Raw genomic sequence first — 19,755 nt, forward strand, 5'->3', positions numbered from 1 at the left:
CAACGTGACCTTCACGGTGGAGCTGATCAAGCCCATCGCCATGGAGGAGGGCCTGCGCTTTGCCATCCGTGAGGGTGGCCGCACCGTCGGCGCCGGCGTCGTCACCAAGGTCCTGGAGTAAAGTCATGGTCGCCCCGAAGATCCGTATCAAACTGCGTGGTTTCGACCACAAGGCGCTGGACCAGTCCGCGAGCAAGATCGTGGACACGGTCCGGCGTACCGGGGCGGACGTGAGCGGTCCCGTGCCGCTCCCCACCCGCATCCGCCGCTTCACGGTGCTGCGCTCGCCCTTCAAGTACAAAGACGCGCGCGAGCACTTCGAGATCCGCACCCACAACCGTCTGGTGGACATCATGAACCCCACCAAGAAGACGATTGACTCGCTGATGACCCTCGACCTCCCCACGGGCGTGGACATCGAGATCAAGACCGTCGGGGGCCGGGCATGACCAAGGGCATCCTCGGCACCAAGATCGGCATGACCCAGATCTGGCGCGGCGACCGGGCCGTGCCTGTGACGGTCGTGCTCGCCGGTCCCTGCCCCGTCGTGCAGCGCAAGACGCGGCAGACGGACGGTTACGAGGCCGTGCAGATCGGCTTCGCGCCCAAGCAGGAAAAGCGTGTGACGAGGCCCCTGCTCGGGCACTTCCGCAAGGCGGGCGTGTCCCCGGTGCGCTTCCTGCGCGAGTTCCGCGACTTCGCCCCCGAGGGCGACACCGTGAACGTGGACATCTTCGCCGCGGGCGAGAAGATCGACGCGACCGGCACCAGCAAGGGCAAGGGCTTCCAGGGCGTCATGAAGCGCTGGAACTTTCAGGGCGGTCCCGCGAGCCACGGCTCGAAGAAGTGGCACCGCCGCCCCGGGTCCATCGGCCAGCGCAAGACGCCGGGCCGCGTGTACAAGGGCAAGAAGATGGCCGGGCACATGGGCATGGAGCGCGTCACCGTGCAAAACCTCGAGGTCGTCGAGGTCCGCCCGGGCGAGAACCTGATCCTCGTGAAGGGGGCCGTCCCCGGCGCGAACGGCGGGCTCGTCGTCCTGCGCCAGGCCGTCAAGGGAGGCAGGTAAGATGGCGCAGATCAACGTCATCGGTCAGAACGGCGGTCGCTCCATCGAGCTCGACCTGCCGGAAGTGAACCCACACGTGCTGCACGAGGTCGTGACCTGGCAGCTCGCGGGTCGCCGCCGCGGCACGGCCAGCACCAAGACGCGGGCCGAGGTCAGCCGCACCGGCAAGAAGATGTACAGCCAGAAGGGCACCGGTAACGCCCGCCACGGCGACCGATCCGTTCCCACCTTCGTGGGCGGCGGCGTCGCGTTCGGGCCCAAGCCCCGCTCCTACAGCTACACCCTGCCCCGCAAGGTCCGGCAGCTCGGCCTGGCGATGGCCCTCGCCGACCGCCAGCAGAGTGGCAAGCTCCTCGCGGTGGACGGCTTCGGCCTCGACGGCAAGACCAAGGGCTTTGTCACCTGGGCCAGGGAGAACGGGATGGACGGCGGCGAGCGTGTGCTGATCGTCACCGACGACGCGCAGACCCGTCTGGCGGCGCGCAACGTCGCGTGGGCGACCGTGCTCCCGGTCGCGGGCCTGAACGTGTACGACATCCTGCGCCACGAGCGCCTGGTGATCGACGCGGTGGCGCTGGAACCCGCCCAGGACGACGGGCAGGCCGACCCGGCCAGTGCCCAGCAGGAAGGGGCCGCGCAATGAGTTTCTACGACATCATCAAGCAGCCCGTCATCAGCGAGAAGGCGTACGCGGGTATGGAGCGCGGGGCGTACTCGTTCTGGGTCGACCCCAAGGCGACGAAAACCGAGATCAAGACCGCCGTGCAGCAGGCGTTCGGCGTGACCGTGATCGGCATCAGCACCATGAACGTCGCGGGCAAGCGCAAGCGCGTGGGCAAGTTCGTCGGCCACCGCGCGGACCGCAAGAAGGCCGTCGTGCGCCTCGCCGAAGGCCAGAAGATCGAGGCCCTTGAGGCCCTGGCCTAAGGAGATTTGGAACATGGCCGTCAAGAAATACCGCCCGTATACCCCGTCGCGTCGCCAGATGACGACGGCGGACTTCTCGGGCCTGACCAAGAAGCGCCCCGAAAAGGCCCTCACCGAGGCCCTTCCCAAGACCGGCGGACGCAACCACCACGGCCGCGTGACCAGCCGCTTCATCGGCGGCGGGCACAAGCGCCTCTACCGCATCATCGACTTCAAGCGCCGCGACAAGGCGGGCGTGACCGCCAAAGTCGCCGCCATCGAGTACGACCCCAACCGCAGCGCCCGCATCGCCCTGCTGCACTATGTGGACGGCGAGAAGCGGTACATCCTGGCGCCCGAGGGCCTGACCGTCGGCGCGACCGTGAACGCGGGCCCCGAGGCGGAGCCCAAGCTCGGCAACGCCCTGCCGCTGCGCTTCGTGCCGGTCGGCGCGGTGGTGCACTCGGTCGAGATGCTGCCCGGCAAGGGCGCGCAGATCGCCCGCTCCGCCGGGACCTCGATCCAGGTGCAGGGCAAGGAGCGCGACTACGTGATCCTGCGCCTGCCCAGCGGCGAGTTGCGGCGCATTCACAGCGAGTGCTACGCGACCATCGGGACCGTGGGCAACGCCGAGCACAAGAACATCGTGATCGGCAAGGCGGGACGCAGCCGCTGGCTGGGCCGCAAACCCCACGTGCGCGGCAGCGCGATGAACCCGGTCGACCACCCGCACGGCGGTGGTGAGGGCCGCACCGGCGCGGGCCGCCAGCCGGTCAGCCCGACGGGACAGCTCGCCAAGGGCCTGAAGACCCGCAAGAAGCGCAAGATCAGCGACCGCTTCATCATCTCCCGGCGCGCCGGGAAGTAAGGAGGGGAACAGATGCCCCGCAGCCTGAAGAAAGGGCCGTTCGTGGATGACCACCTCCTGAAGAAGGTGGACGCCCAGAACGAGCGCCGCGACAAGCGCGTCATCAAGACGTGGAGCCGCCGCAGCACGGTCGTGCCCGAGATGATCGGCCACACCATCGCGGTCCACAACGGCAAGCAGCACATCCCGGTCTTCGTGAACGAGCAGATGATCGGCCACAAGCTCGGTGAATTCTCGCCGACCCGCACCTACCGTGGTCACGGCAGCGAGAAGAGCGCCAAGGGGAGCAAGAAGAAATGACCGCCCCCGTGAGTGAGCAGACCTTCCGCAACAAGAAGGAGCGCAAGCAGCAGGTCAAGCTGCGCAAGCCCGGCTACGCCGTGGCGCGGTACGTGCGCATGAGCCCGCGCAAGGTGCGCCTCGTCGTGGACGTGATTCGCGGCAAGAGCGTGGCCGAGGCCGAGGACCTGCTGCGCTTCATCCCGCGCGCGGCCTCCGAGCCCGTCGCCAAGGTCCTCAAGAGCGCCAAGAGCAACGCCGTGAACAACGACGAGATGCTCGAGGACCGCCTCGTGATCAAGGCGGCGTACGTGGACGCCGGGCCGACCCTCAAGCGCCTGATTCCCCGCGCGCGCGGCAGCGCCAACATCATCAAGAAGCGCACGAGCCACATCACGATCATCGTGGGCGAGCGCGAAGTCCGCAGCAGGGGGAACAGCTAATGGGCAACAAGATCAACCCGAACGGCTTCCGCCTGGGCATCACCCGGGGCTGGAACAGCCGCTGGTACGCCGGCAAGAAGGGCTACGCGAAGCTCGTCAAGGAAGACGAGCGGATTCGCACGCTGGTGAACAAGAAGCTCGCCGCCGCCGGCATCGCCCGCATCGAGATCGAGCGCGCGGGCCAGCAGGTCAACGTGATCATCAGCGCGGCCAAGCCCGGCATCGTGATCGGCAAGGGCGGCGAGAGCATCAAGCAGCTTCGCGGTGACATCGAGCGGGTCGTCAGCGCGGGCACGGTGGCCGTCAACGTCGCCGAAATCCCCAATCCCAACATCAGCGCGCCGCTGGTGGCCCTGCGGATCGCCGAGCAGATCGAGCGCCGCTTCGCCTTCCGCCGCGCGATGAAGCAGGCGGCCCAGCGGGTGATGGAGTCCGGCGCCCGTGGCGTCCGTGTGATCCTCTCCGGTCGCCTCGGCGGCGCCGAGCAGGCCCGCACCGAGAAGGTGCTCGAAGGCCGCGTGCCGCTGCACACCCTGCGCGCCGACATCGATTACGGCACCGCCCGCGCGGAGACGACCTACGGCTCGCTCGGCATCAAGGTGATGGTGTTCAACGGCGAGGTGATCGGCGGCAAGACGGAGACGCTGGCCCGCCCTCCCCGCCGCGACGACCGCCGCCCCGAAGGTGGCGACCGTCCGAACCGCCGCCGCCCCACCGCGCGGCGCCGCCCCGGAGGTGAGTGATGCTTCTCCCGAAGCGCACCAAGTTTCGTAAACAGCACCGCGGCCGGATGACCGGCGACGCCAAGGGCGGCGATTACGTGGCCTTCGGCGACTACGGCCTCGTCGCGCTGGAGCCCGCCTGGATCCGCAGCAACCAGATCGAGGCGTGCCGCATCGTGATGAGTCGCCACTTCCGGCGCGGCGGTAAGATCTACATCCGCATCTTCCCCGACAAGCCCGTGACCAAGAAGCCCGCCGAGACCCGAATGGGCAAGGGCAAGGGTGCGGTCGAGTTCTGGGTGAGCGTCGTGAAGCCGGGCCGCGTGATGTTCGAGGTTTCCGGCGTGACCGAGGAGCAGGCCAAGGAGGCGTTCCGCCTCGCCGGGCACAAGCTCCCGATCCAGACCAAGATGGTCAAGCGCGAGGTCTACGATGAAGCCCAGTGAGATGAGAAGCCTCGGGCTGGCCGACTTCGACCGCGAGATCGCCGCCCGCAAGAAGGAACTGATGGAGCTGCGCTTCCAGGGCGCGATGGGCAACCTCGCCCAGCCGCACCGCGTGCAGCAGCTCCGCCGCGAGGTCGCGCAGCTCAACACCGTCAAGGGTGAGCTGACCCGCGCCCAGACCACGGGAGAGAGCCGATGAAAAAGACCTTCACGGGCGTCGTGGTGAGCGACAAGGCCGACAAGACGGTGAGCGTCAAGGTCGAGCGCCGCTTCACGCACCCCCTGTACGGCAAGGTCGTCACGCGCAGCAAGAAATACGCCGCGCACGACGAGACCAACGAATACAAGATCGGTGACCGCGTCGAGATCATCGCCGTGCGCCCGATCAGCAAGACGAAGACCTGGAAGGTCACGAAGCTGATCGAGCGCCCGCGCGGCATCGAGACCACCGCGGTCGAGACCGAAGGGAGCCCGGCATGATCATGCCCCAGTCCCGCCTCGACGTGGCGGACAACAGCGGCGCGCGCGAGATCATGTGCATCCGCGTGCTCAACAGCGGCATCGGCGGCAAGGGCCTCACCACGGGCGGCGGCGGCAACAAGCGCTACGCCCACGTCGGTGACATCATCGTCGCCTCGGTCAAGGACGCGGCCCCACGCGGCGGCGTGAAGGCGGGCGACGTGGTGAAGGCCGTCGTCGTGCGGACGAGCCACGCGATCAAGCGCGCGGACGGCTCGACCATCCGCTTCGACAAGAACGCCGCCGTCATCATCAACAACCAGGGCGAACCGCGCGGCACCCGCGTCTTCGGGCCGGTCGCCCGCGAGCTGCGCGACCGCCGCTTCATGAAGATCGTGTCGCTCGCGCCGGAGGTGCTGTGATGCCTCTTCCCAGTGCAGGGTCTCACCACAACAACAAGCTCCATGTCAAGAAGGGCGACACCGTGGTCGTTCTGCGCGGCAAGCACAAGGGCGCGACCGGCAAGGTTCTCCTCGCGCTGCCGGAAGCTGCCAAGGTCGTCGTCGAGGGCGTGAACCTCGTGACCAAGCACGTCAAGCCCTCGGCGAGCAACCCCCAGGGCGGCATCGAGCAGCGCGAGGGCGCCATGCACGCGAGCAAGGTCGCGCTGGTGGACCCCGAGACCGGCAAGGCCACCCGCATCCGCAAGCAGATTGTGGACGGCAAGAAGGTCCGCGTCGCCGTGAAGAGCGGCAAGGTCATCGACTGATTCAGGGCCACGCTCAGGCGTGATCCCGGGCGACCAAGACCGCCCGAAGAGAGGCAAGAGACATGCAGACGCTCAAGACGAAGTACAACGAGCAGGTGCGCCCCGCGTTGATGACGCAGTTCGGATACAGCAGCGTCATGGCCGTGCCGCGCATCGAGAAGATTGTGGTGAACGAGGGCCTGGGGTCCTCCAAGGAGGACAGCAAGGCCATCGACCGGGCGGCGCGCGAGCTCTCGCTCATCACCCTGCAAAAGCCCATCGTCACCAAGGCGAAGAAGAGCATCTCCAACTTCAAGCTTAGGCAGGGAATGCCGGTCGGCATCAAGGTCACGCTGCGCAATGAGCGCATGTACGTGTTCCTGGAGAAGTTGATCAACATCGGGCTGCCGCGCATCCGCGATTTCCGGGGGATCAATCCCAACGCCTTCGACGGGCGCGGGAACTACAACCTGGGCATCAAGGAGCAACTGATCTTCCCCGAGATCACCTATGATATGGTTGACAAGGTGCGCGGGATGGACATCACCATCGTCACGACTGCCAAGACCGACGAGGAAGCTCGCGCGCTGCTCCAGGCGATGGGTCTCCCGTTCCGCAAGTAAGGAAAGCTTATGGCGAAGACCTCGAAAGTTGTGAAGGCGGAACGCGGCAGCAAGTTCGCCGTGCAGGACTACAACCGCTGCTCCCGCTGTGGCCGCGCCCGCGGCTACTACCGCTTCTTCGGCCTGTGCCGCATCTGCATCCGCGAGCTGGCCCACAAGGGCGAACTGCCCGGCGTGAAGAAGAGTAGCTGGTAAGACCGGCTTCCGCCCCGCCCCAGCCCCCCTGGATACGAACCCCCCGCCCCGCGAGGAGGCACTTTGGGTGGTGATCGTCCGGGAGACGGGAAGGACCCAACAGAAGAAAGGGCTTGCCCCGCCAACAAGAGGCAAGGCCGCGTTCTTTGGGAAGACTCGGGAGGTCGCACACGCGGCTTCCCCCCCGCCCGGGGCCACCGCGCCCCCGGAGGAACCATGCTGAGTGATCCCATCGCCGACATGCTCACGCGCATTCGCAACGCGACGCGCACCTACAAGGAGAGCGTCGATATCCCGGCCTCCAAGTTCAAGGAGGAACTCGCCAAGCTGCTCGTGCGCGAGGGCTACGTGGCGGGCGTCGAGCGCGTCCGCCCGGAAGGCCAGAAGTTCGACGTGTTGCGCGTGACCCTCAAGTACGGCCAGAAGCGCGAGCAGGTCATCAAGCACATCGAGCGCATCAGCCGTCCGGGTCGCCGCGCGTACGTGAGCGCCGACAACCTGCCCCGCATCCAGCGCGGGCTGGGCGTCGCGGTCGTCTCGACGAGCAAGGGCCTGCTTCCCGACCGTGAGGCCCGTCGTCAGGGCGTCGGCGGCGAAGTCATCTGCGTGCTCTGGTAATCGCCCCCATCCCTGAACACGGGGCCCCGGCAACGGACCCCGACACTTAAGGAGACCCATGTCACGTATTGGCAGACAACCCATCGCCGTGCCCAGCGGCGTGACCGTGAACGCCGACCCCGGCCTGTTCCGAGTCAAGGGGCCCAAGGGCGAACTCACCGTCCCCTTCAACCCCGAACTCAACATCCGCAACGAGGACGGCCAGCTTCTCGTCGAGCGTCCCAGCGACCGCCAGGAGCACCGCGCTCTGCACGGCCTGACCCGCACGCTGGTCGCCAACGCCGTCAAGGGTGTTTCGGACGGTTTCACCATCAACCTCGAACTGCGCGGGGTCGGTTACCGTGCCCGCCTCGTCGGCAAGAACCTGGAGCTGACCATCGGCTTCAGCCACCCCGTCGTCATCGAGCCGCCCGCCGGGGTCACCTTCGCGGTGCCCGAGCCCACCCGCATCGATGTGAGCGGGATCGACAAGCAGCTTGTCGGTCAGGTGGCCGCGAACGTCCGCAAGGTGCGCAAGCCCGACGCCTACCACGGCAAGGGTGTGCGCTTCGTCGGCGAGCAGATCGCCCTCAAGGCCGGTAAGGCCGGTGCCACGGGCGGGAAAGGGAAGAAGTGATGGCGAACCTGACCGCAGAGCGCCGCAGACTGCGCGCCCGCCGCAAGGTGCGCGTGGCCGCCGGGGAGCGCCCCCGCCTGAGCGTGTTCCGTTCCAGCAAGCATATCTACGCCCAGATCATTGACGACCAGACCGGCACCACGCTGGCCGCCGCGAGCAGCAGCGCCGTCAAGACGGGCACCAAGACCGACACCGCCGCCGCCGTGGGCCGGGCGCTGGCCGAGGCCGCCGCCGCCAAGGGCGTGAGGCAGGTTGTCTTCGACCGTGGGGGGTACAAGTACCACGGACGTGTGAAGGCGCTCGCGGACGCGGCGCGGGAGGGTGGCCTTGACTTCTAACCGTCGAAATGACCGTGAGCGCGAGACGAGCGAGTTCGAGGAGCGGATGCTCTTCGTCAACCGCACGTCCAAGACCTACCAGGGTGGCCGCCGTTTCCGCTTCGCCGCGCTCGTGATCCTCGGGGACCGCAACGGTCGCGTGGGGATGGGCATCGGCAAGGCGAAGGAGGTGCCCGTCGCCATCGAAAAGGCGAAGTCCATCGCGCGCAAGAACATGATCCAGGTGCCGGTGGAGAACGGGACCATCCCCCACGACATCGTGGGTGAGAACTCGACCAGCCGGGTGCTCCTCAAGCCGGCCGCCCCCGGCACGGGCGTGATCGCGGGGACGGTGCCCCGTTCCATCGCCGAACTCGCGGGCATCACCAACATGCTGTCCAAGGAACTCGGCAGCCGCAACAAGGTCAACGTGGCCTACGCGGTGTTCGACGGCCTGAAAAACCTCCGCACCGCCAAGCAGGTGCGCGCGATTCGCGGCATCACGGCCCCGGCGGCGCAGCCCACCCAGGCCGGAGGTGCCCAGTGACCGCCCCCGCCCAGACCGTAAAGGTGACCCTGAGGCGCAGCGTGATCGGTCGCCCCAAGAATCAGGTCGAGACCGTCAAGGCGCTGGGCCTGCGCAAGATCGGTGACAGCCGTGAGCTGACCGATACCCCCTCGGTGCGCGGCATGATCAAGACCGTGGCGCACCTCCTGGAGGTGGAAGCGTGAAACTGCACGAACTTACCCCCGCGCCGGGGAGCCGCAAGAACCGCAAGCGCGTGGGCCGTGGCCCCGGCGGCACCGACAAGACCGCCGGGCGCGGGCACAAGGGCCAGAAGGCGCGCAGCGGTGCGGGCAAGGGCCAGTTCTTCGAGGGCGGCCGCTCGACACTGATCAGCCGCCTGCCCAAGCGCGGCTTCAACAACGTCGGCACGACGTACGAGGTGATCAACCTCTCGCAGCTCGACCGCGTGGAGGGGGAGACCCTCGACCGCGCCGCGTTGGAGCGGGCGGGCCTGGTGCGCCGCAAGAACCGTCCCCTCAAACTCCTCGCCCGGGGTGAGGTGACCCGCGCCGTGACGATCCACGTCGATGCCGCCTCCGAAGCCGCCGTCCAGGCGGTGCAGGCGGCAGGTGGGCGGGTCATCCTGAACGCCAGCACGGATACGGGCAGCGAGAACGCCGAGCAGGCGGGCTAACATGCTGCGCGCCTTCCGTGACGCGTTCCGGATTCCGGACCTGCGGCGGAAGATTGTCTTCACCCTGCTGCTGCTCGCCGTGTACCGCCTCGGGAGCACCATCCCGACCCCCGGCGTGAACACCGCAGCCCTCGAACAGGCCACCTCGGGTGGCCTTTTCGGGTTGATCAGCCTGATCTCGGGCGGCAATCTTTCGCAGTTCTCGATCTTCGCCCTCGGCGTGCTGCCCTACATCACGGCGAGCATCGTCATCCAGCTTCTGACCACCACCGTCCCCACCCTGGAGAAACTCAGCAAGGAGGGCGAGGAGGGTCGCAAGAAGATCAACCAGTACACCCGCTACGCCGCCGTGGGGCTGGGGACGTTGCAGGCGCTGTTCTTCTCGCTGTACATCACCAGCAATCCGGCCTTCGTCGCGGTGGGCTGGGACCCTGGCCTCTTTACCGTCCTCGTGATGGTGCTGACCCAGGTGGCGGGCATCGCGTTCACCCTGTGGATCGGCGAGCGCATCACTGAAGTCGGCGTCGGCAACGGCATCAGCCTGATCATCACGGCGGGGATCATCGCCAACTACCCGCGCGAGATCGCGGCGACCGGGCAGCTCTTCCGCACCGAACAGGTCTCGCTGCTCCAGATTCTGGCCTTTGCCGCCGTCATCCTGGTGACCATCGCGGGCATCGTGTACGTGTACCAGGGCGAGCGGCGGGTGCCCGTCACCTACGCGCGGGCACGGGGCGGGGCTCCGGGCGGCGCGGCGCGCAATCTGGGCGGGCAGGCGACCTGGCTCCCCATCAAGGTGAACCAGGCGGGCGTGATTCCGGTGATCTTCGCCTCGGCCATGCTGATCATCCCCAACCTGATCGGCAGCGCCACGACGACGCGCGCCCCCGGGGTCAACGCCTTCATCCAGACGTATCTCACGCCGGGAGCGCCGTGGTACCTCGCGCTGGAGGCCCTGCTGATCTTCGGGTTCACGTACCTGTATAACAGCGTGCAGTTCGATCCACGGCGGATCAGCGAACAGCTCCGCGAGGCGGGCGGTTTCATCCCCGGCGTGCGTCCGGGCACGCCCACCGCCGAGTACCTGGGCGGGATCAGCGGTCGCCTGAGCCTCTGGGGCGCGATCTTTCTGGTGATCCTGACGATCGTGCCACAGATCGTCCAGAGGCTGACGGGCATCACGACCTTCCAGTTCAGCGGCACGGGCCTGCTGATCATCGTGGGCGTGGCGCTCGAAACCCTCAAGCAGCTTGAGGCCCAGCTCACGGTGCGGCGCTACGACGGCTTCATCAGCAAGGGCCGGATCCGCGGGCGCCTGAACAACTGAGAAGACCTCGACTTGAGCCGCTCACCCGCGTGGTGGGCGGTTTTCGACGTCACCCGGTCGAGAACAGGGCTGGGCAGGAACGTGCAGGTCCTCACCTTCGGCCCTATGCTGTACACCCACAGGAGGCAGCAGTGACGCAACGCAAGAACAAGGTCGTGATCTTTCTCGGCCCGCCCGGCGCGGGCAAGGGGACCCAGGCCGAACGCCTCGCCCGCGAGGGGGGCCTGACCAAGATCAGCACCGGGGACATCCTGCGCGACCACGTGGCGCGCGGCACCGAACTCGGGCGGCGGGTCAAACCCATCCTCGACGCGGGGCAGCTCGTGCCCGACGACATCCTGATCGCCCTGATCCGTGACCGCCTCGCGGGGATGGAGCCCGTCCGGGTGATCTTCGACGGCTTCCCCCGCACGACCGCGCAGGCCGAGGCGCTCGACATGCTGCTGGAGGAACTGGGCGCCCCGGTGAGTGCCGTACCCCTCCTCGAGGTCCCCGACGAGGTGCTGATCGAGCGCATCGTGGAGCGCGGGCGGCAGGCGGTCGCTGCCGGGCAGACGCCCCGCGCCGACGACACCGAGGAGGTCGCCCGCAGACGCCAGCAGGTCTACCGCGAGCAGACCCAACCCCTGATCGACTACTACGGGGGGCGCAGCCACCTGCGGCACGTGGACGGGGTGGGCACGATGGACGAGGTGTACGGGCGTATCATGCAGACGATGCCCTGACAGCGGTAACCCCATAAATTGAAGACGGTAGGGACGCGGGAGAGAAGGGGCTTCCCGCGTCCTCGTTTTGGCTGCTTGCGGACCTGAACTGTGACTCGCGCTTGCCTGTTGCCCGGAGGGCGTGCTAACTTCTCCTTTGGCTTGTACCAAGCCTGGAGGTTGCGTGGCGAGACGAAAGATGCCGGAACAGCGGGAGAAGCGCAAGAAGGAAGAGTCCGACACCGTGCGGGCGGAGGGCGTGGTCGAAGAGGCGCTGCCGAACACCACGTTCCGGGTGAAGCTCGACACCGGGCACGATATTCTGGCGTACATCAGCGGCAAGATGCGCATTCACTACATCCGCATTCTGCCGGGGGACCGCGTGGTTCTGGAGATCAGCCCGTACGACACGTCGCGCGGGCGTATCGTCTACCGCAAGTAGGCCGACAGGCACGGGTACCCAACAGATTCCCCGCAAAGGCCAGCGTGCCACCCTGGGGGGTCGAGCGCTGCCGGGCGCGCCACCATGATGGGTGGTGACGTGAGGCGGCTGCGAGGAGGAAGCATGAAAGTTCGCAGCAGTGTCAAGAGGATGTGTGACAACTGCAAGGTGATCCGCCGTCACGGGCGCGTGGTGGTCATCTGCACCAATGTCAAGCACAAGCAGAGGCAGGGCTGAGATGGCGCGCGTTGCCGGAGTGGACCTTCCGCGCGAGAAGCGGATCGAGATCGCCCTGACCTACATCTACGGGATCGGCCTGACCCGTGCCAAGGAGGTGCTGGCGCAGACGGGCGTAAGTCCCGATACCCGCGTCAAGAACCTCTCGGAAGCCGAGCAGAGCACGCTGCGTGACGCCATCGAGCGGACCTACAAGGTCGAGGGTGACCTGCGCAGCGAGATCGGCCAGAACATCAAGCGCCTGATGGACATCGGCGCCTACCGCGGCCTGCGTCACCGCCGCGGCCTGCCGGTGCGCGGCCAGCGCACGAAGACGAACGCCCGCACCCGCAAGGGCCCGCGCAAGACCGTCGCCGGCAAGAAGAAAGCGACGAGGAAGTAACGTATGGCGAGACCGACCAAGGGCAAGACCCCCCGCCGCGCCCGGCGCAACATCAGCGCGGGCCGCGCGTACGTCAGCGCGAGCTACAACAACACCATCGTGACGATCACCGACCTCGACGGCAATTCCGTCGCGTGGTCGAGCGGCGGCACCATCGGCTACAAGGGCAGCAAGAAGGGGACGCCCTACGCCGCCCAGCTCGCCGCCGCCGACGCGGTGAAAAAGGCCCAGCAGACCTTCGGCATGAACGTCGTGGACGTGATCGTGCGCGGCACCGGCTCGGGCCGCGAGCAGGCGATCCGCGCCATTCAGGCCTCGGGCATCGAGGTCAAGTCGATCATGGACGACAGCCCCGTGCCCCACAACGGCTGCCGTCCCAAGAAGAAGTTCCGCGCCTAGAGCGCGGCGCCGCCGCCCACCTGCCCCGTTTCCGCTGTGCCCTCATCCCACTATTTCGGGGCACTGAAGCCGCACCACCGGCGAGGAGACGGGCACCAGAGGGCGGCAGACCCGGTGACTGCCAGTCAGGGCAGCATCGCAAGGAGAATGGAAGCATGGGTCGTTTTCGTGGATCGATTACCAAGCTCAGCCGCCGCGAGGGCATCAACCTTGCGGAGACCGAGAAAGTCCAGAAGTACCTCGACCGCCGCCCCTACGCGCCCGGCCAGCACGGCCAGCGCCGGGGCCGGGGCCGTCCCAGCGACTACAGCGTGCGTCTGCGGGAAAAGCAGAAGCTCTCCCGCCTGTACGGCATGAGTGAAAAGCAGTTTCGCAACCTCTTCGAGGAGGCGGCGAACGTTCCCGGCGTGACGGGCACGGTGTTCCTGCAACTGCTGGAGCGCCGCCTGGATAACGTGGTCTTCCGGATGGGCTTCGCCAGCACCCGCCGTCAGGCCCGGCAGTTCGTCGGGCACGGGCACGTGCTGGTGAACGGCAAGAAGGTGGACATCCCCTCCTACCGGGTGAAGATCGGCGACGAGATCAGCGTCTCCGAGAAGAGCCGCCAGATGGGCTTCATCCAGGAGAACATGGAGGCGCAAAAGCGCCGCCGCACCAGCCCCTGGATCGAGCTGAACCCCGACACTTTCAGCGGCACCTTCTCGCGCCTGCCCGCGCGCGAGGACCTGGCGCTGCCTATTAACGAGAACTTCATCATCGAGTATTACTCGCGCTAAGGGAGGCCCCAGTGGACCAAAAGCGCCCCCAACTCAAGGCCCGCGTGGACGGCGATTACGGCGAGTTCGTGCTCGAACCGCTCGCGCGCGGCTACGGGGTCACCATCGGGAACCCCGTCCGGCGCATCCTGATGTCCTCGATTCCCGGCACCGCCGTGACGAGCGTGTACATCGAGGACGTGCTCCACGAATTCTCGACCATCCCCGGCGTCCGCGAGGATGTCATCCGCATCATCCTCAACCTCAAGGAACTCGTCGTGAAGTTCCACTCGCCCGGCCCCAAGACGCTGACGCTGCGCGCCCAGGGTGAGGGCGTGGTGCGGGCGAGCGCCTTCGAGGTGCCCAGCGACGCCGAGATCGTCAACCCCGACCTCGTGATCGCGACCCTCGCCGAGGACGGCAAGCTGGTCATGGAGGTGCGCGTGGAGGAAGGCGAGGGCTACGTCCCCGCCGACAAGCACGCCACCAAGGACCGCATCAACTCGATCCCCGTCGACGCCGTGTTTTCGCCGGTGCGCCGCGTCGCCTACCACGTGGAGAACACCCGCGTGGGTCAGCAGACGGACCTCGACCGCCTGATCCTGCGGGTCTGGACGGACGGCTCGACCGGACCGCAGGACGCGCTCGACAAGGCCGTGGAGATTCTGCGCGACGAGCTGACGGTCTTCGGCAACGTGGAGACGCTGCCCGTCGCCACCGTGCCCGACGTGCAGCCCGTCTATACGCCCGCCGTGTCCACCACGCTGCCGAGCGTGTACGACCTGCCGCGCCAGCCGGAACTCAGCATCAATCCCCAGCCGTACCCCGCCGACCTCGACACGCCGCGCGTGACGCTGGAGGGGCTGGGACTGACCACCCGCGTGCTGCACTCCCTCAAGGAGGAAGGCATCGACTCGGTGGACGCCCTGTGTGCCCTCTCCGACCGTGACCTGAAGAAGGTTCCCGGCATCGGCGAGCGCAGCCTCGACGAGATCAAGCAGCAGCTCGCGCAGTTCGGCCTGGCCCTGCGAGACTGAGCCGCCCGAGTGTTGTCATGCTGAGCGGAGTGGCGCGTCTCCCGCCAGACTGGGAATGAGACCCTGCGCTTCGTTCAGGGTGACAACCTTTCGGCACGACTTCCCCGGCGGTCCCACCCCGCCCGGTTCCCCCAAGGAGAATTCCTATGCGTCACGGCAAAGCCGGTCGCAAGCTCAACCGCAACAGCAGCGCCCGCGTCGCCCTGGCCCGTGCCCAGGCGACGGCGCTGCTGCGCGAGGGCCGCATCCAGACGACCCTCACGAAGGCCAAGGAGCTGCGCCCCTACGTTGAGAAGCTGATCACCACCGCCAAGGGCGGCGACCTCCACGCCCGCCGCCTCGTCGCCCGCGACATCCACGACAACGACGTGGTGCGCAAGGTGATGGACGAGGTGGCCCCCAAGTACGCCGACCGCCCCGGCGGCTACACCCGCATCCTGCGCGTGGGCACCCGGCGCGGCGACGGCGTGACGATGGCGCTGATCGAACTCGTCTGAGTGCAGACGTCATCACAGGCCCCGCTTCGGCGGGGTTTTTGCTGGCTGACGGCTGAAAGCTGATAGCTTTTGCCATGACCCCCACCCTCGTCATCGTCCCCGGCCTCGGCGACAGCGGCCCCGAACACTGGCAGACCCTCTGGACCGAGAAGTTCGGAGCGGCCCGGGTGCGGCAGGAAGACCCGGAGGCGCCCACTCCCGAGGCGTGGGCAGCGCGGCTTCAGGAGGTGATTGAGGCGACACCCGGGGAACTCGTGCTCGTCGGGCATTCGTGCGGGGTGCTCACCATCGTCCACTGGGCGCGGCTGTACGGGGGGAACGAGCGGGTGCGCGGGGCGCTGCTGATCAGCCCCACCGACGCCGGACAGGCGAACATGGGCGAGTTGGCCCCCGCCGTGCTCCCACTCGCCCCAGTGCCGCTCGACCCGCTGCCCTTCCCGGCCCTCGTCGTCGCCAGCGAGAACGACCCCTACGTGAGCTTCGAGCGGGCCGAGACCTTCGCGGATGCCTGGGAGGCCGCCTTCGTCACGGCGGGGGAGGCGGGGCACATCAACGTGGCGAGCGGGCACGGGGAGTGGGAGGAGGGCGAAATCCTGCTCGGCGAGGCCCTGCACGCCTGGACGCCGCCGGAGGTCACCCGCTTCCGGGCATAGGAAGAGGGCCGCACCCGTGCGTGGATGCGGTCCTTCTGGAGAAGAGCTTTAGTTGGCGGTCGCGGCGGCGGGCTGGGCGTACTTGTCGAGCAGGGCCTCGAAGGCGCGCTTGGGCTGGGCGCCCACCATGCCCTCGACGGGCTGGCCGTCTTTGAAGAGGATCAGGGTGGGAATGCTCATCACGCGGAACTGGCCCTGGGTGACGGGGTTGTCGTCCACGTTGAGCTTGCCGATCTTGACGCGGCCCTCGTACTGCCCGGCGAGTTCCTCGACGACCGGGGCGATGATGCGGCAGGGACCACACCAGGGGGCCCAGAAATCGACCAGGGTCAGGCCCTCGCCCGTCTCCGTCTTAAAGTTGCTGTCCGTGAGTTCCACAGGCTTCATGAACCCAGTCTACCCCCGGGGTCTGGGGGCGGATAGGGACGAGATGGACAGTGCCTAACCCGCCGTTCATGCGCTCAGGACGCTAGCCTGGGGGGATGGGAAAGCCGCTGAGGGACGACCTGCGACCCGGCGCCCGGCTGTTCGACGCGGGCGAGTGGTGGGAGGCCCACGAGGCGTGGGAGGGCCCCTGGATGCGCGCGACGGGCGACGACCGGCACTTCATCCAGGCGCTGATCCTCCTCGCCGCCGCCCTGCACAAACGCTGGCACCACGGCAGCCTCGCGCACCGCAACTTCCACAAGGCGGAAGCGTATTTGGACCGTCTACCCCCCGAGTACGGCGGGGTCGACCTCGCCCGGCTCCGTGCGGAGGTGTGGGCGGCCCTGCACGACCCGGCCCTGCGCCCGAGGGTGGAGGCGGGTCCGGACGGCCATTGAGGGAACAGGCGGACCTCCCTTATCCTGTGCGGAGGTCCGCCCGTGTTCGGCGGCAGACATGAAAGGTAAACCCATGATGGAACGCATCGCACTCTTTATTGACGGCGCAAACGTGTACGCGGCGGCCAAGCGGCTCGGGTGGAACTTCGACCACCGCAAGATTCTGGAGCACTTCGGGGGGTACGGGACCCTTCACAACGCCTTCTACTACACGGCGGTCCCCCTCCCGATGGACGACAAGCAGAAGCGCTTCATCGACGCGCTGACGTACATGGGCTACACGGTCCGCACCCGCCCCCTGCGCGAGTCCACCGACGAGCACGGCGACACCCAGCGCCGGGCCAGCCTCGACATCGAGATCGTGACCGACCTGCTGACCACCGACGCGCGGTACGACACGGCGGTCCTCCTGACCGGGGACGGCGACTTCGAGCGCCCCGTCGAGGTGCTGCGGGCGCGCGGCAAGCGGGTGATCGTGGCGAGCATCCCCGAGATGACGAGCTACGAGCTGCGCAACGCCGCCGACCAGTACATCGACTTCAAGGACATCCGCGAGTCCGTCGAGCGGCCCGGCTACCGCCTGCCCAGCGAGCAGCGGGGCGAGACGCGCGGTGCCGAGTCTCGCCCGTACTACGTCACCGCCCCCCTCAGCGACGCCGATGACCGCTGAGCCGATGACGACCGGGAAACCCAATACGACCCTGCCCATCGCGCTCGATGCGGTCGGGGGAGACCACGGGGCGCCGCCCAACGTGGAAGGAGCGGTGCAGGCCGCCCGCGCCGGGGTGCCCGTCCTGCTCGTCGGCGACCGGGTGAGGCTCCATGGCGAACTCGGCAAGCACGCGGGAAGCGTGAGCCTGCCCATCGACGTGGTGGACGCCCCCGACGTGATCGGCATGGACGAGCACGCCTCGGACGTGCGCAGCCGCACGGGCGCGAGCATCAACGTCTGCACCCGCCTGGTGAAGGAGGGCCGCGCCGCCGCCGCCGTCAGCATGGGGCACAGCGGCGCCACGATGGCCTCGGCGCTCCTCACCCTGGGGCGCGTGAAGGGGGTGGACCGCCCGGCGATCCTGACCCACCTCCCGGCCAAGACGGGTTTCGTCACCCTGCTCGACGTGGGCGCCAACGCCGACGTGAAGCCGGGATACCTCGCCCAGTGGGCCCGGCTCGCCACCGTCTACCTGCGGGTGATCGAGGACCGGGCGGACCCCACGGTCGGCCTGCTCTCCATCGGCGAGGAGGACCACAAGGGCAGCCAGACCGTGCTGGAGGCGCACGGCCTGTTGCGGGAACTGCACGGGAAGGGGATCAACTTCCACGGCAACGTCGAGGGCCGCGACATCTTCCAGGGCACGACCGACATCGTGGTGACGGACGGCTTCACCGGGAACGTGGTCCTCAAGCTCGCGGAGGGCGAGGCCAAGGTGCTCTTCGGCTGGGTGCGCGAGGCGCTGGGAAGTGACCTCAAGACGAAGGTGGGGGGGCTGCTCGTGCGCGGTGCGCTGCGCGGCCTCGCCGAGCGGATGGACCCCAGCACCTACGGGGCGAGCATCCTGCTGGGCGTGCGCGGGCTCACCTTCATCGGGCACGGGAGCGCGGACGCCCGGGCGGTCAAGAACGCCCTGCTGCGGGCCTCGCGGGCGCACGAGGCGAACCTGATCGCGCGGCTGGAGGCGGCGCTGGCTCCCCGGGCGGGCTGACCACCCGACAGGCTGACCTTCGCCGCTTCCTCACCCGTTCGTGAGAGGCTGGGCGGGTGCTGGACGAACTCGCCTTTCAACTGCAAAAGCCCCAGGTGTGGCTGGGCCTGGCCCTCACCCTGCTCGTCGCCTACGCCCTGTACCGCTTCGGGCGGACGCTGTTGCGTGCCCTGGAGCCGCATGTCCGCCGCCCGCTCCTGAGCGCGCTGGGGTGGCTGTGGCTGCTCGTGGTGGCGGTGGGCTGGCTCGGCGTCGCCACCCACGTCGCGTACCTGCCCAGCGTGCCCTTCCTATTCGACCTCGGCGGGGACATCGTGGGCGGCTTTCGCAACAGCGCCGGGCAGGTCGTGGTGATTCTGGCGCTCGCCCTGATCGCCTGGAACCTGATCGGGACCCTCAGCGCCCGCATCGTCGCCGAGGAGGAATTCAACCGCCGCAGCGTGCGCGTGCAGACCCTCAAGGGCGTGGTCGAGAGCACCCTCAAGGCCGTCGTGGTGGTCATCGGATTGATCGCCGGTCTCCAGGCGCTCGGGGTCAATGCGACCAGCCTCCTGGCGGGCGTGTCGGTGCTCGGCCTCGCGGTGGGCTTCGGGGCGCAGAGCCTGATCAAGGACGTGTTCACGGGCTTTTTCATCCTGCTCGAAGATCAGTACGGGGTGGGCGACGTGATCACGGTGAACACCGGGGGGCTCAGCGGCGGCGTCGAGCGGCTGAACCTGCGCGTGACCGCCCTGCGCGCCCTGGACGGCACCCTCCACATCATTCCCAACGGGCAGATCCTGACCGTCAGCGTGAGCAGCAAGGACTGGTCGCGGGTGGTCGCCACGGTGGACGTGAGCTACGCGGCGAACATCGACGACGCCCTGCGCGTGCTGGAGGCCGTGGGCCGCGAGTTGCACGCCGACCCCGAGTGGCGCACGTTCTTTCTCGAAGAACCCGAGATGCAGGGGGTCACGCAACTCACCCCCGACGGCGTACGTGTGCAGGCCCTCTTCAAGGTGCAGCCCAAGAGCCAGTACGCCCTGGGCCGCGAGTTCAACCGCCGCATCAAGATCGCGATGGACGAGGCCGGCATCGAGATTCCCTCGCCTCAGCGCAAGGTCACGCTCGGCGGCGCCCCCGTCGAACTCAAGCTCACCCAGGGCGGGCAGGGCGATCAGGACCCGCGAGAGACCCAGAACCGGACGCGGGCGCCCGTCAGGGTGGGCGAGACCCGGGACCCGGAGGACGAACGGTAGGTGGGGAGTGGGTGGGCCTGCTTCGCCGTCCACTCCCCACCTACCG

Annotated in this window: 37 protein-coding genes; 36 read left to right on the top strand and 1 reads right to left on the bottom strand. The window is 67.9% G+C overall.

The genetic code is table 11. The features are described from left to right. The 32 genes from IC605_RS17280 to IC605_RS17435 form a co-directional block, all read left to right on the top strand. Window positions 1–121 (top strand): EF-Tu C-terminal domain-related protein (locus IC605_RS17280; RefSeq protein WP_216325569.1); only part of this gene is annotated, 121 nt, incomplete at its 5' end. A 4-nt stretch (window positions 122–125) separates the two neighbouring features. Continuing rightward, entirely contained in the window at window positions 126–449 is a 324-nt protein-coding gene (gene rpsJ, locus IC605_RS17285) for a 30S ribosomal protein S10 (RefSeq protein WP_102127870.1), read from the top strand. Beyond that, window positions 446–1,069 carry a 50S ribosomal protein L3 gene (rplC, locus tag IC605_RS17290; RefSeq protein ID WP_216327052.1) on the top strand — a complete coding sequence of 208 codons (624 nt, stop codon included), beginning with the start codon at window positions 446–448 and terminating at the stop codon, window positions 1,067–1,069. The genes rpsJ and rplC overlap by 4 nt, the downstream gene beginning before the upstream one ends. Before the next feature lies 1 nt (window position 1,070). Continuing rightward, window positions 1,071–1,712: a 50S ribosomal protein L4 gene (rplD, locus tag IC605_RS17295; RefSeq protein ID WP_216327056.1), complete on the top strand. Its 642-nt coding sequence runs from the start codon at window positions 1,071–1,073 to the stop codon at window positions 1,710–1,712. After that, complete coding sequence (locus IC605_RS17300; protein WP_216327059.1) at window positions 1,709–1,996, top strand: 50S ribosomal protein L23; 288 nt, start codon at window positions 1,709–1,711, stop codon at window positions 1,994–1,996. Before rplD ends, IC605_RS17300 begins: the two co-directional genes overlap by 4 nt. 13 nt (window positions 1,997–2,009) lie before the next feature. Continuing rightward, window positions 2,010–2,843, top strand: a complete 834-nt coding sequence (gene rplB / locus IC605_RS17305; protein ID WP_216327062.1) for a 50S ribosomal protein L2 — start codon at window positions 2,010–2,012, stop codon at window positions 2,841–2,843. A 12-nt stretch (window positions 2,844–2,855) separates the two neighbouring features. After that, window positions 2,856–3,143, top strand: coding sequence for a 30S ribosomal protein S19 (rpsS, locus tag IC605_RS17310; protein ID WP_216327065.1), 288 nt, complete (start codon window positions 2,856–2,858; stop codon window positions 3,141–3,143). After that, on the top strand, window positions 3,140–3,565 hold the full coding sequence (gene rplV / locus IC605_RS17315) for a 50S ribosomal protein L22 (protein ID WP_216327071.1): 426 nt from the start codon (window positions 3,140–3,142) through the stop codon (window positions 3,563–3,565). Before rpsS ends, rplV begins: the two co-directional genes overlap by 4 nt. Next, on the top strand, window positions 3,565–4,308 hold the full coding sequence (rpsC, locus tag IC605_RS17320) for a 30S ribosomal protein S3 (protein ID WP_216327073.1): 744 nt from the start codon (window positions 3,565–3,567) through the stop codon (window positions 4,306–4,308). Before rplV ends, rpsC begins: the two co-directional genes overlap by 1 nt. Next, window positions 4,308–4,733: a 50S ribosomal protein L16 gene (gene rplP, locus IC605_RS17325; protein WP_216327075.1), complete on the top strand. Its 426-nt coding sequence runs from the start codon at window positions 4,308–4,310 to the stop codon at window positions 4,731–4,733. Before rpsC ends, rplP begins: the two co-directional genes overlap by 1 nt. Next, a complete protein-coding gene (gene rpmC / locus IC605_RS17330; protein ID WP_216327077.1) occupies window positions 4,720–4,932 on the top strand; it encodes a 50S ribosomal protein L29 in 213 nt (70 codons plus the stop codon). Before rplP ends, rpmC begins: the two co-directional genes overlap by 14 nt. Continuing rightward, window positions 4,929–5,213 carry a 30S ribosomal protein S17 gene (rpsQ, locus tag IC605_RS17335; protein ID WP_216327078.1) on the top strand — a complete coding sequence of 95 codons (285 nt, stop codon included), beginning with the start codon at window positions 4,929–4,931 and terminating at the stop codon, window positions 5,211–5,213. The genes rpmC and rpsQ overlap by 4 nt, the downstream gene beginning before the upstream one ends. Further along, the gene (rplN, locus tag IC605_RS17340; RefSeq protein WP_102127880.1) at window positions 5,210–5,614 is read left to right on the top strand and encodes a 50S ribosomal protein L14; all 405 of its coding nucleotides are present in this window, start codon (window positions 5,210–5,212) and stop codon (window positions 5,612–5,614) included. The genes rpsQ and rplN overlap by 4 nt, the downstream gene beginning before the upstream one ends. Next, on the top strand, window positions 5,614–5,961 hold the full coding sequence (gene rplX, locus IC605_RS17345) for a 50S ribosomal protein L24 (RefSeq protein WP_216327079.1): 348 nt from the start codon (window positions 5,614–5,616) through the stop codon (window positions 5,959–5,961). Before rplN ends, rplX begins: the two co-directional genes overlap by 1 nt. A 62-nt stretch (window positions 5,962–6,023) precedes the next feature. After that, window positions 6,024–6,563, top strand: a complete 540-nt coding sequence (gene rplE, locus IC605_RS17350) for a 50S ribosomal protein L5 (protein WP_216327080.1) — start codon at window positions 6,024–6,026, stop codon at window positions 6,561–6,563. 9 nt (window positions 6,564–6,572) lie between these two features. Further along, window positions 6,573–6,758 (top strand): type Z 30S ribosomal protein S14, encoded by a 186-nt coding sequence (locus IC605_RS17355; RefSeq protein WP_216327082.1) that lies wholly within the window; start codon window positions 6,573–6,575, stop codon window positions 6,756–6,758. 216 nt (window positions 6,759–6,974) lie between these two features. Beyond that, window positions 6,975–7,376 (top strand): 30S ribosomal protein S8, encoded by a 402-nt coding sequence (gene rpsH / locus IC605_RS17360; protein WP_102127884.1) that lies wholly within the window; start codon window positions 6,975–6,977, stop codon window positions 7,374–7,376. A gap of 58 nt (window positions 7,377–7,434) precedes the next feature. Beyond that, the gene (gene rplF / locus IC605_RS17365; protein ID WP_216327084.1) at window positions 7,435–7,992 is read left to right on the top strand and encodes a 50S ribosomal protein L6; all 558 of its coding nucleotides are present in this window, start codon (window positions 7,435–7,437) and stop codon (window positions 7,990–7,992) included. Then, on the top strand, window positions 7,992–8,330 hold the full coding sequence (gene rplR, locus IC605_RS17370; RefSeq protein ID WP_216327085.1) for a 50S ribosomal protein L18: 339 nt from the start codon (window positions 7,992–7,994) through the stop codon (window positions 8,328–8,330). Before rplF ends, rplR begins: the two co-directional genes overlap by 1 nt. Continuing rightward, a complete protein-coding gene (gene rpsE, locus IC605_RS17375) occupies window positions 8,320–8,856 on the top strand; it encodes a 30S ribosomal protein S5 (protein WP_216327088.1) in 537 nt (178 codons plus the stop codon). Before rplR ends, rpsE begins: the two co-directional genes overlap by 11 nt. After that, window positions 8,853–9,041 carry a 50S ribosomal protein L30 gene (gene rpmD / locus IC605_RS17380; protein ID WP_216327091.1) on the top strand — a complete coding sequence of 63 codons (189 nt, stop codon included), beginning with the start codon at window positions 8,853–8,855 and terminating at the stop codon, window positions 9,039–9,041. Before rpsE ends, rpmD begins: the two co-directional genes overlap by 4 nt. Continuing rightward, window positions 9,038–9,511, top strand: a complete 474-nt coding sequence (gene rplO, locus IC605_RS17385; RefSeq protein ID WP_216327094.1) for a 50S ribosomal protein L15 — start codon at window positions 9,038–9,040, stop codon at window positions 9,509–9,511. The genes rpmD and rplO overlap by 4 nt, the downstream gene beginning before the upstream one ends. A gap of 1 nt (window position 9,512) precedes the next feature. After that, window positions 9,513–10,838 carry a preprotein translocase subunit SecY gene (gene secY, locus IC605_RS17390; RefSeq protein WP_216327097.1) on the top strand — a complete coding sequence of 442 codons (1,326 nt, stop codon included), beginning with the start codon at window positions 9,513–9,515 and terminating at the stop codon, window positions 10,836–10,838. 131 nt (window positions 10,839–10,969) lie between these two features. Continuing rightward, a complete protein-coding gene (locus tag IC605_RS17395; RefSeq protein WP_216327100.1) occupies window positions 10,970–11,563 on the top strand; it encodes an adenylate kinase in 594 nt (197 codons plus the stop codon). Between the two features lie 178 nt (window positions 11,564–11,741). Further along, window positions 11,742–11,984, top strand: a complete 243-nt coding sequence (gene infA, locus IC605_RS17400; protein ID WP_019588656.1) for a translation initiation factor IF-1 — start codon at window positions 11,742–11,744, stop codon at window positions 11,982–11,984. Between the two features lie 123 nt (window positions 11,985–12,107). After that, a complete protein-coding gene (gene rpmJ / locus IC605_RS17405) occupies window positions 12,108–12,221 on the top strand; it encodes a 50S ribosomal protein L36 (RefSeq protein WP_102127891.1) in 114 nt (37 codons plus the stop codon). 1 nt (window position 12,222) lies between these two features. Further along, the gene (gene rpsM / locus IC605_RS17410; protein WP_216327103.1) at window positions 12,223–12,603 is read left to right on the top strand and encodes a 30S ribosomal protein S13; all 381 of its coding nucleotides are present in this window, start codon (window positions 12,223–12,225) and stop codon (window positions 12,601–12,603) included. Between the two features lie 3 nt (window positions 12,604–12,606). Continuing rightward, entirely contained in the window at window positions 12,607–13,002 is a 396-nt protein-coding gene (gene rpsK / locus IC605_RS17415; RefSeq protein WP_102127893.1) for a 30S ribosomal protein S11, read from the top strand. A gap of 155 nt (window positions 13,003–13,157) precedes the next feature. Continuing rightward, window positions 13,158–13,778, top strand: coding sequence for a 30S ribosomal protein S4 (gene rpsD, locus IC605_RS17420; protein ID WP_216327106.1), 621 nt, complete (start codon window positions 13,158–13,160; stop codon window positions 13,776–13,778). A gap of 11 nt (window positions 13,779–13,789) precedes the next feature. Beyond that, window positions 13,790–14,794 carry a DNA-directed RNA polymerase subunit alpha gene (locus IC605_RS17425; protein ID WP_216327108.1) on the top strand — a complete coding sequence of 335 codons (1,005 nt, stop codon included), beginning with the start codon at window positions 13,790–13,792 and terminating at the stop codon, window positions 14,792–14,794. 146 nt (window positions 14,795–14,940) lie between these two features. Beyond that, on the top strand, window positions 14,941–15,291 hold the full coding sequence (rplQ, locus tag IC605_RS17430; RefSeq protein ID WP_102127896.1) for a 50S ribosomal protein L17: 351 nt from the start codon (window positions 14,941–14,943) through the stop codon (window positions 15,289–15,291). 74 nt (window positions 15,292–15,365) lie between these two features. Beyond that, on the top strand, window positions 15,366–15,944 hold the full coding sequence (locus tag IC605_RS17435; protein ID WP_216327110.1) for an RBBP9/YdeN family alpha/beta hydrolase: 579 nt from the start codon (window positions 15,366–15,368) through the stop codon (window positions 15,942–15,944). Window positions 15,945–15,992: 48 nt separating this feature from the next. On the opposite strand, the gene trxA is transcribed toward IC605_RS17435, so the two are convergent. After that, window positions 15,993–16,331 (bottom strand): thioredoxin, encoded by a 339-nt coding sequence (gene trxA, locus IC605_RS17440; protein WP_216327112.1) that lies wholly within the window; start codon window positions 16,329–16,331, stop codon window positions 15,993–15,995. Between the two features lie 95 nt (window positions 16,332–16,426). On the opposite strand from trxA, the gene IC605_RS17445 reads away from it, so the two are divergent. From IC605_RS17445 to IC605_RS17460, 4 genes are all read left to right on the top strand, one after another. Beyond that, a complete protein-coding gene (locus IC605_RS17445) occupies window positions 16,427–16,768 on the top strand; it encodes a DUF309 domain-containing protein (RefSeq protein WP_216327114.1) in 342 nt (113 codons plus the stop codon). A 76-nt stretch (window positions 16,769–16,844) separates the two neighbouring features. Beyond that, on the top strand, window positions 16,845–17,438 hold the full coding sequence (locus tag IC605_RS17450) for a LabA-like NYN domain-containing protein (protein ID WP_216327310.1): 594 nt from the start codon (window positions 16,845–16,847) through the stop codon (window positions 17,436–17,438). A 4-nt stretch (window positions 17,439–17,442) separates the two neighbouring features. Then, on the top strand, window positions 17,443–18,471 hold the full coding sequence (gene plsX, locus IC605_RS17455; protein WP_246580989.1) for a phosphate acyltransferase PlsX: 1,029 nt from the start codon (window positions 17,443–17,445) through the stop codon (window positions 18,469–18,471). 56 nt (window positions 18,472–18,527) lie between these two features. Continuing rightward, window positions 18,528–19,709, top strand: a complete 1,182-nt coding sequence (locus tag IC605_RS17460) for a mechanosensitive ion channel family protein (protein ID WP_216327118.1) — start codon at window positions 18,528–18,530, stop codon at window positions 19,707–19,709. Window positions 19,710–19,755 lie beyond the last annotated feature (46 nt).

It is taken from the genome of Deinococcus aestuarii (assembly GCF_018863415.1).
Classification (GTDB): Bacteria; Deinococcota; Deinococci; order Deinococcales; family Deinococcaceae; genus Deinococcus; species Deinococcus aestuarii.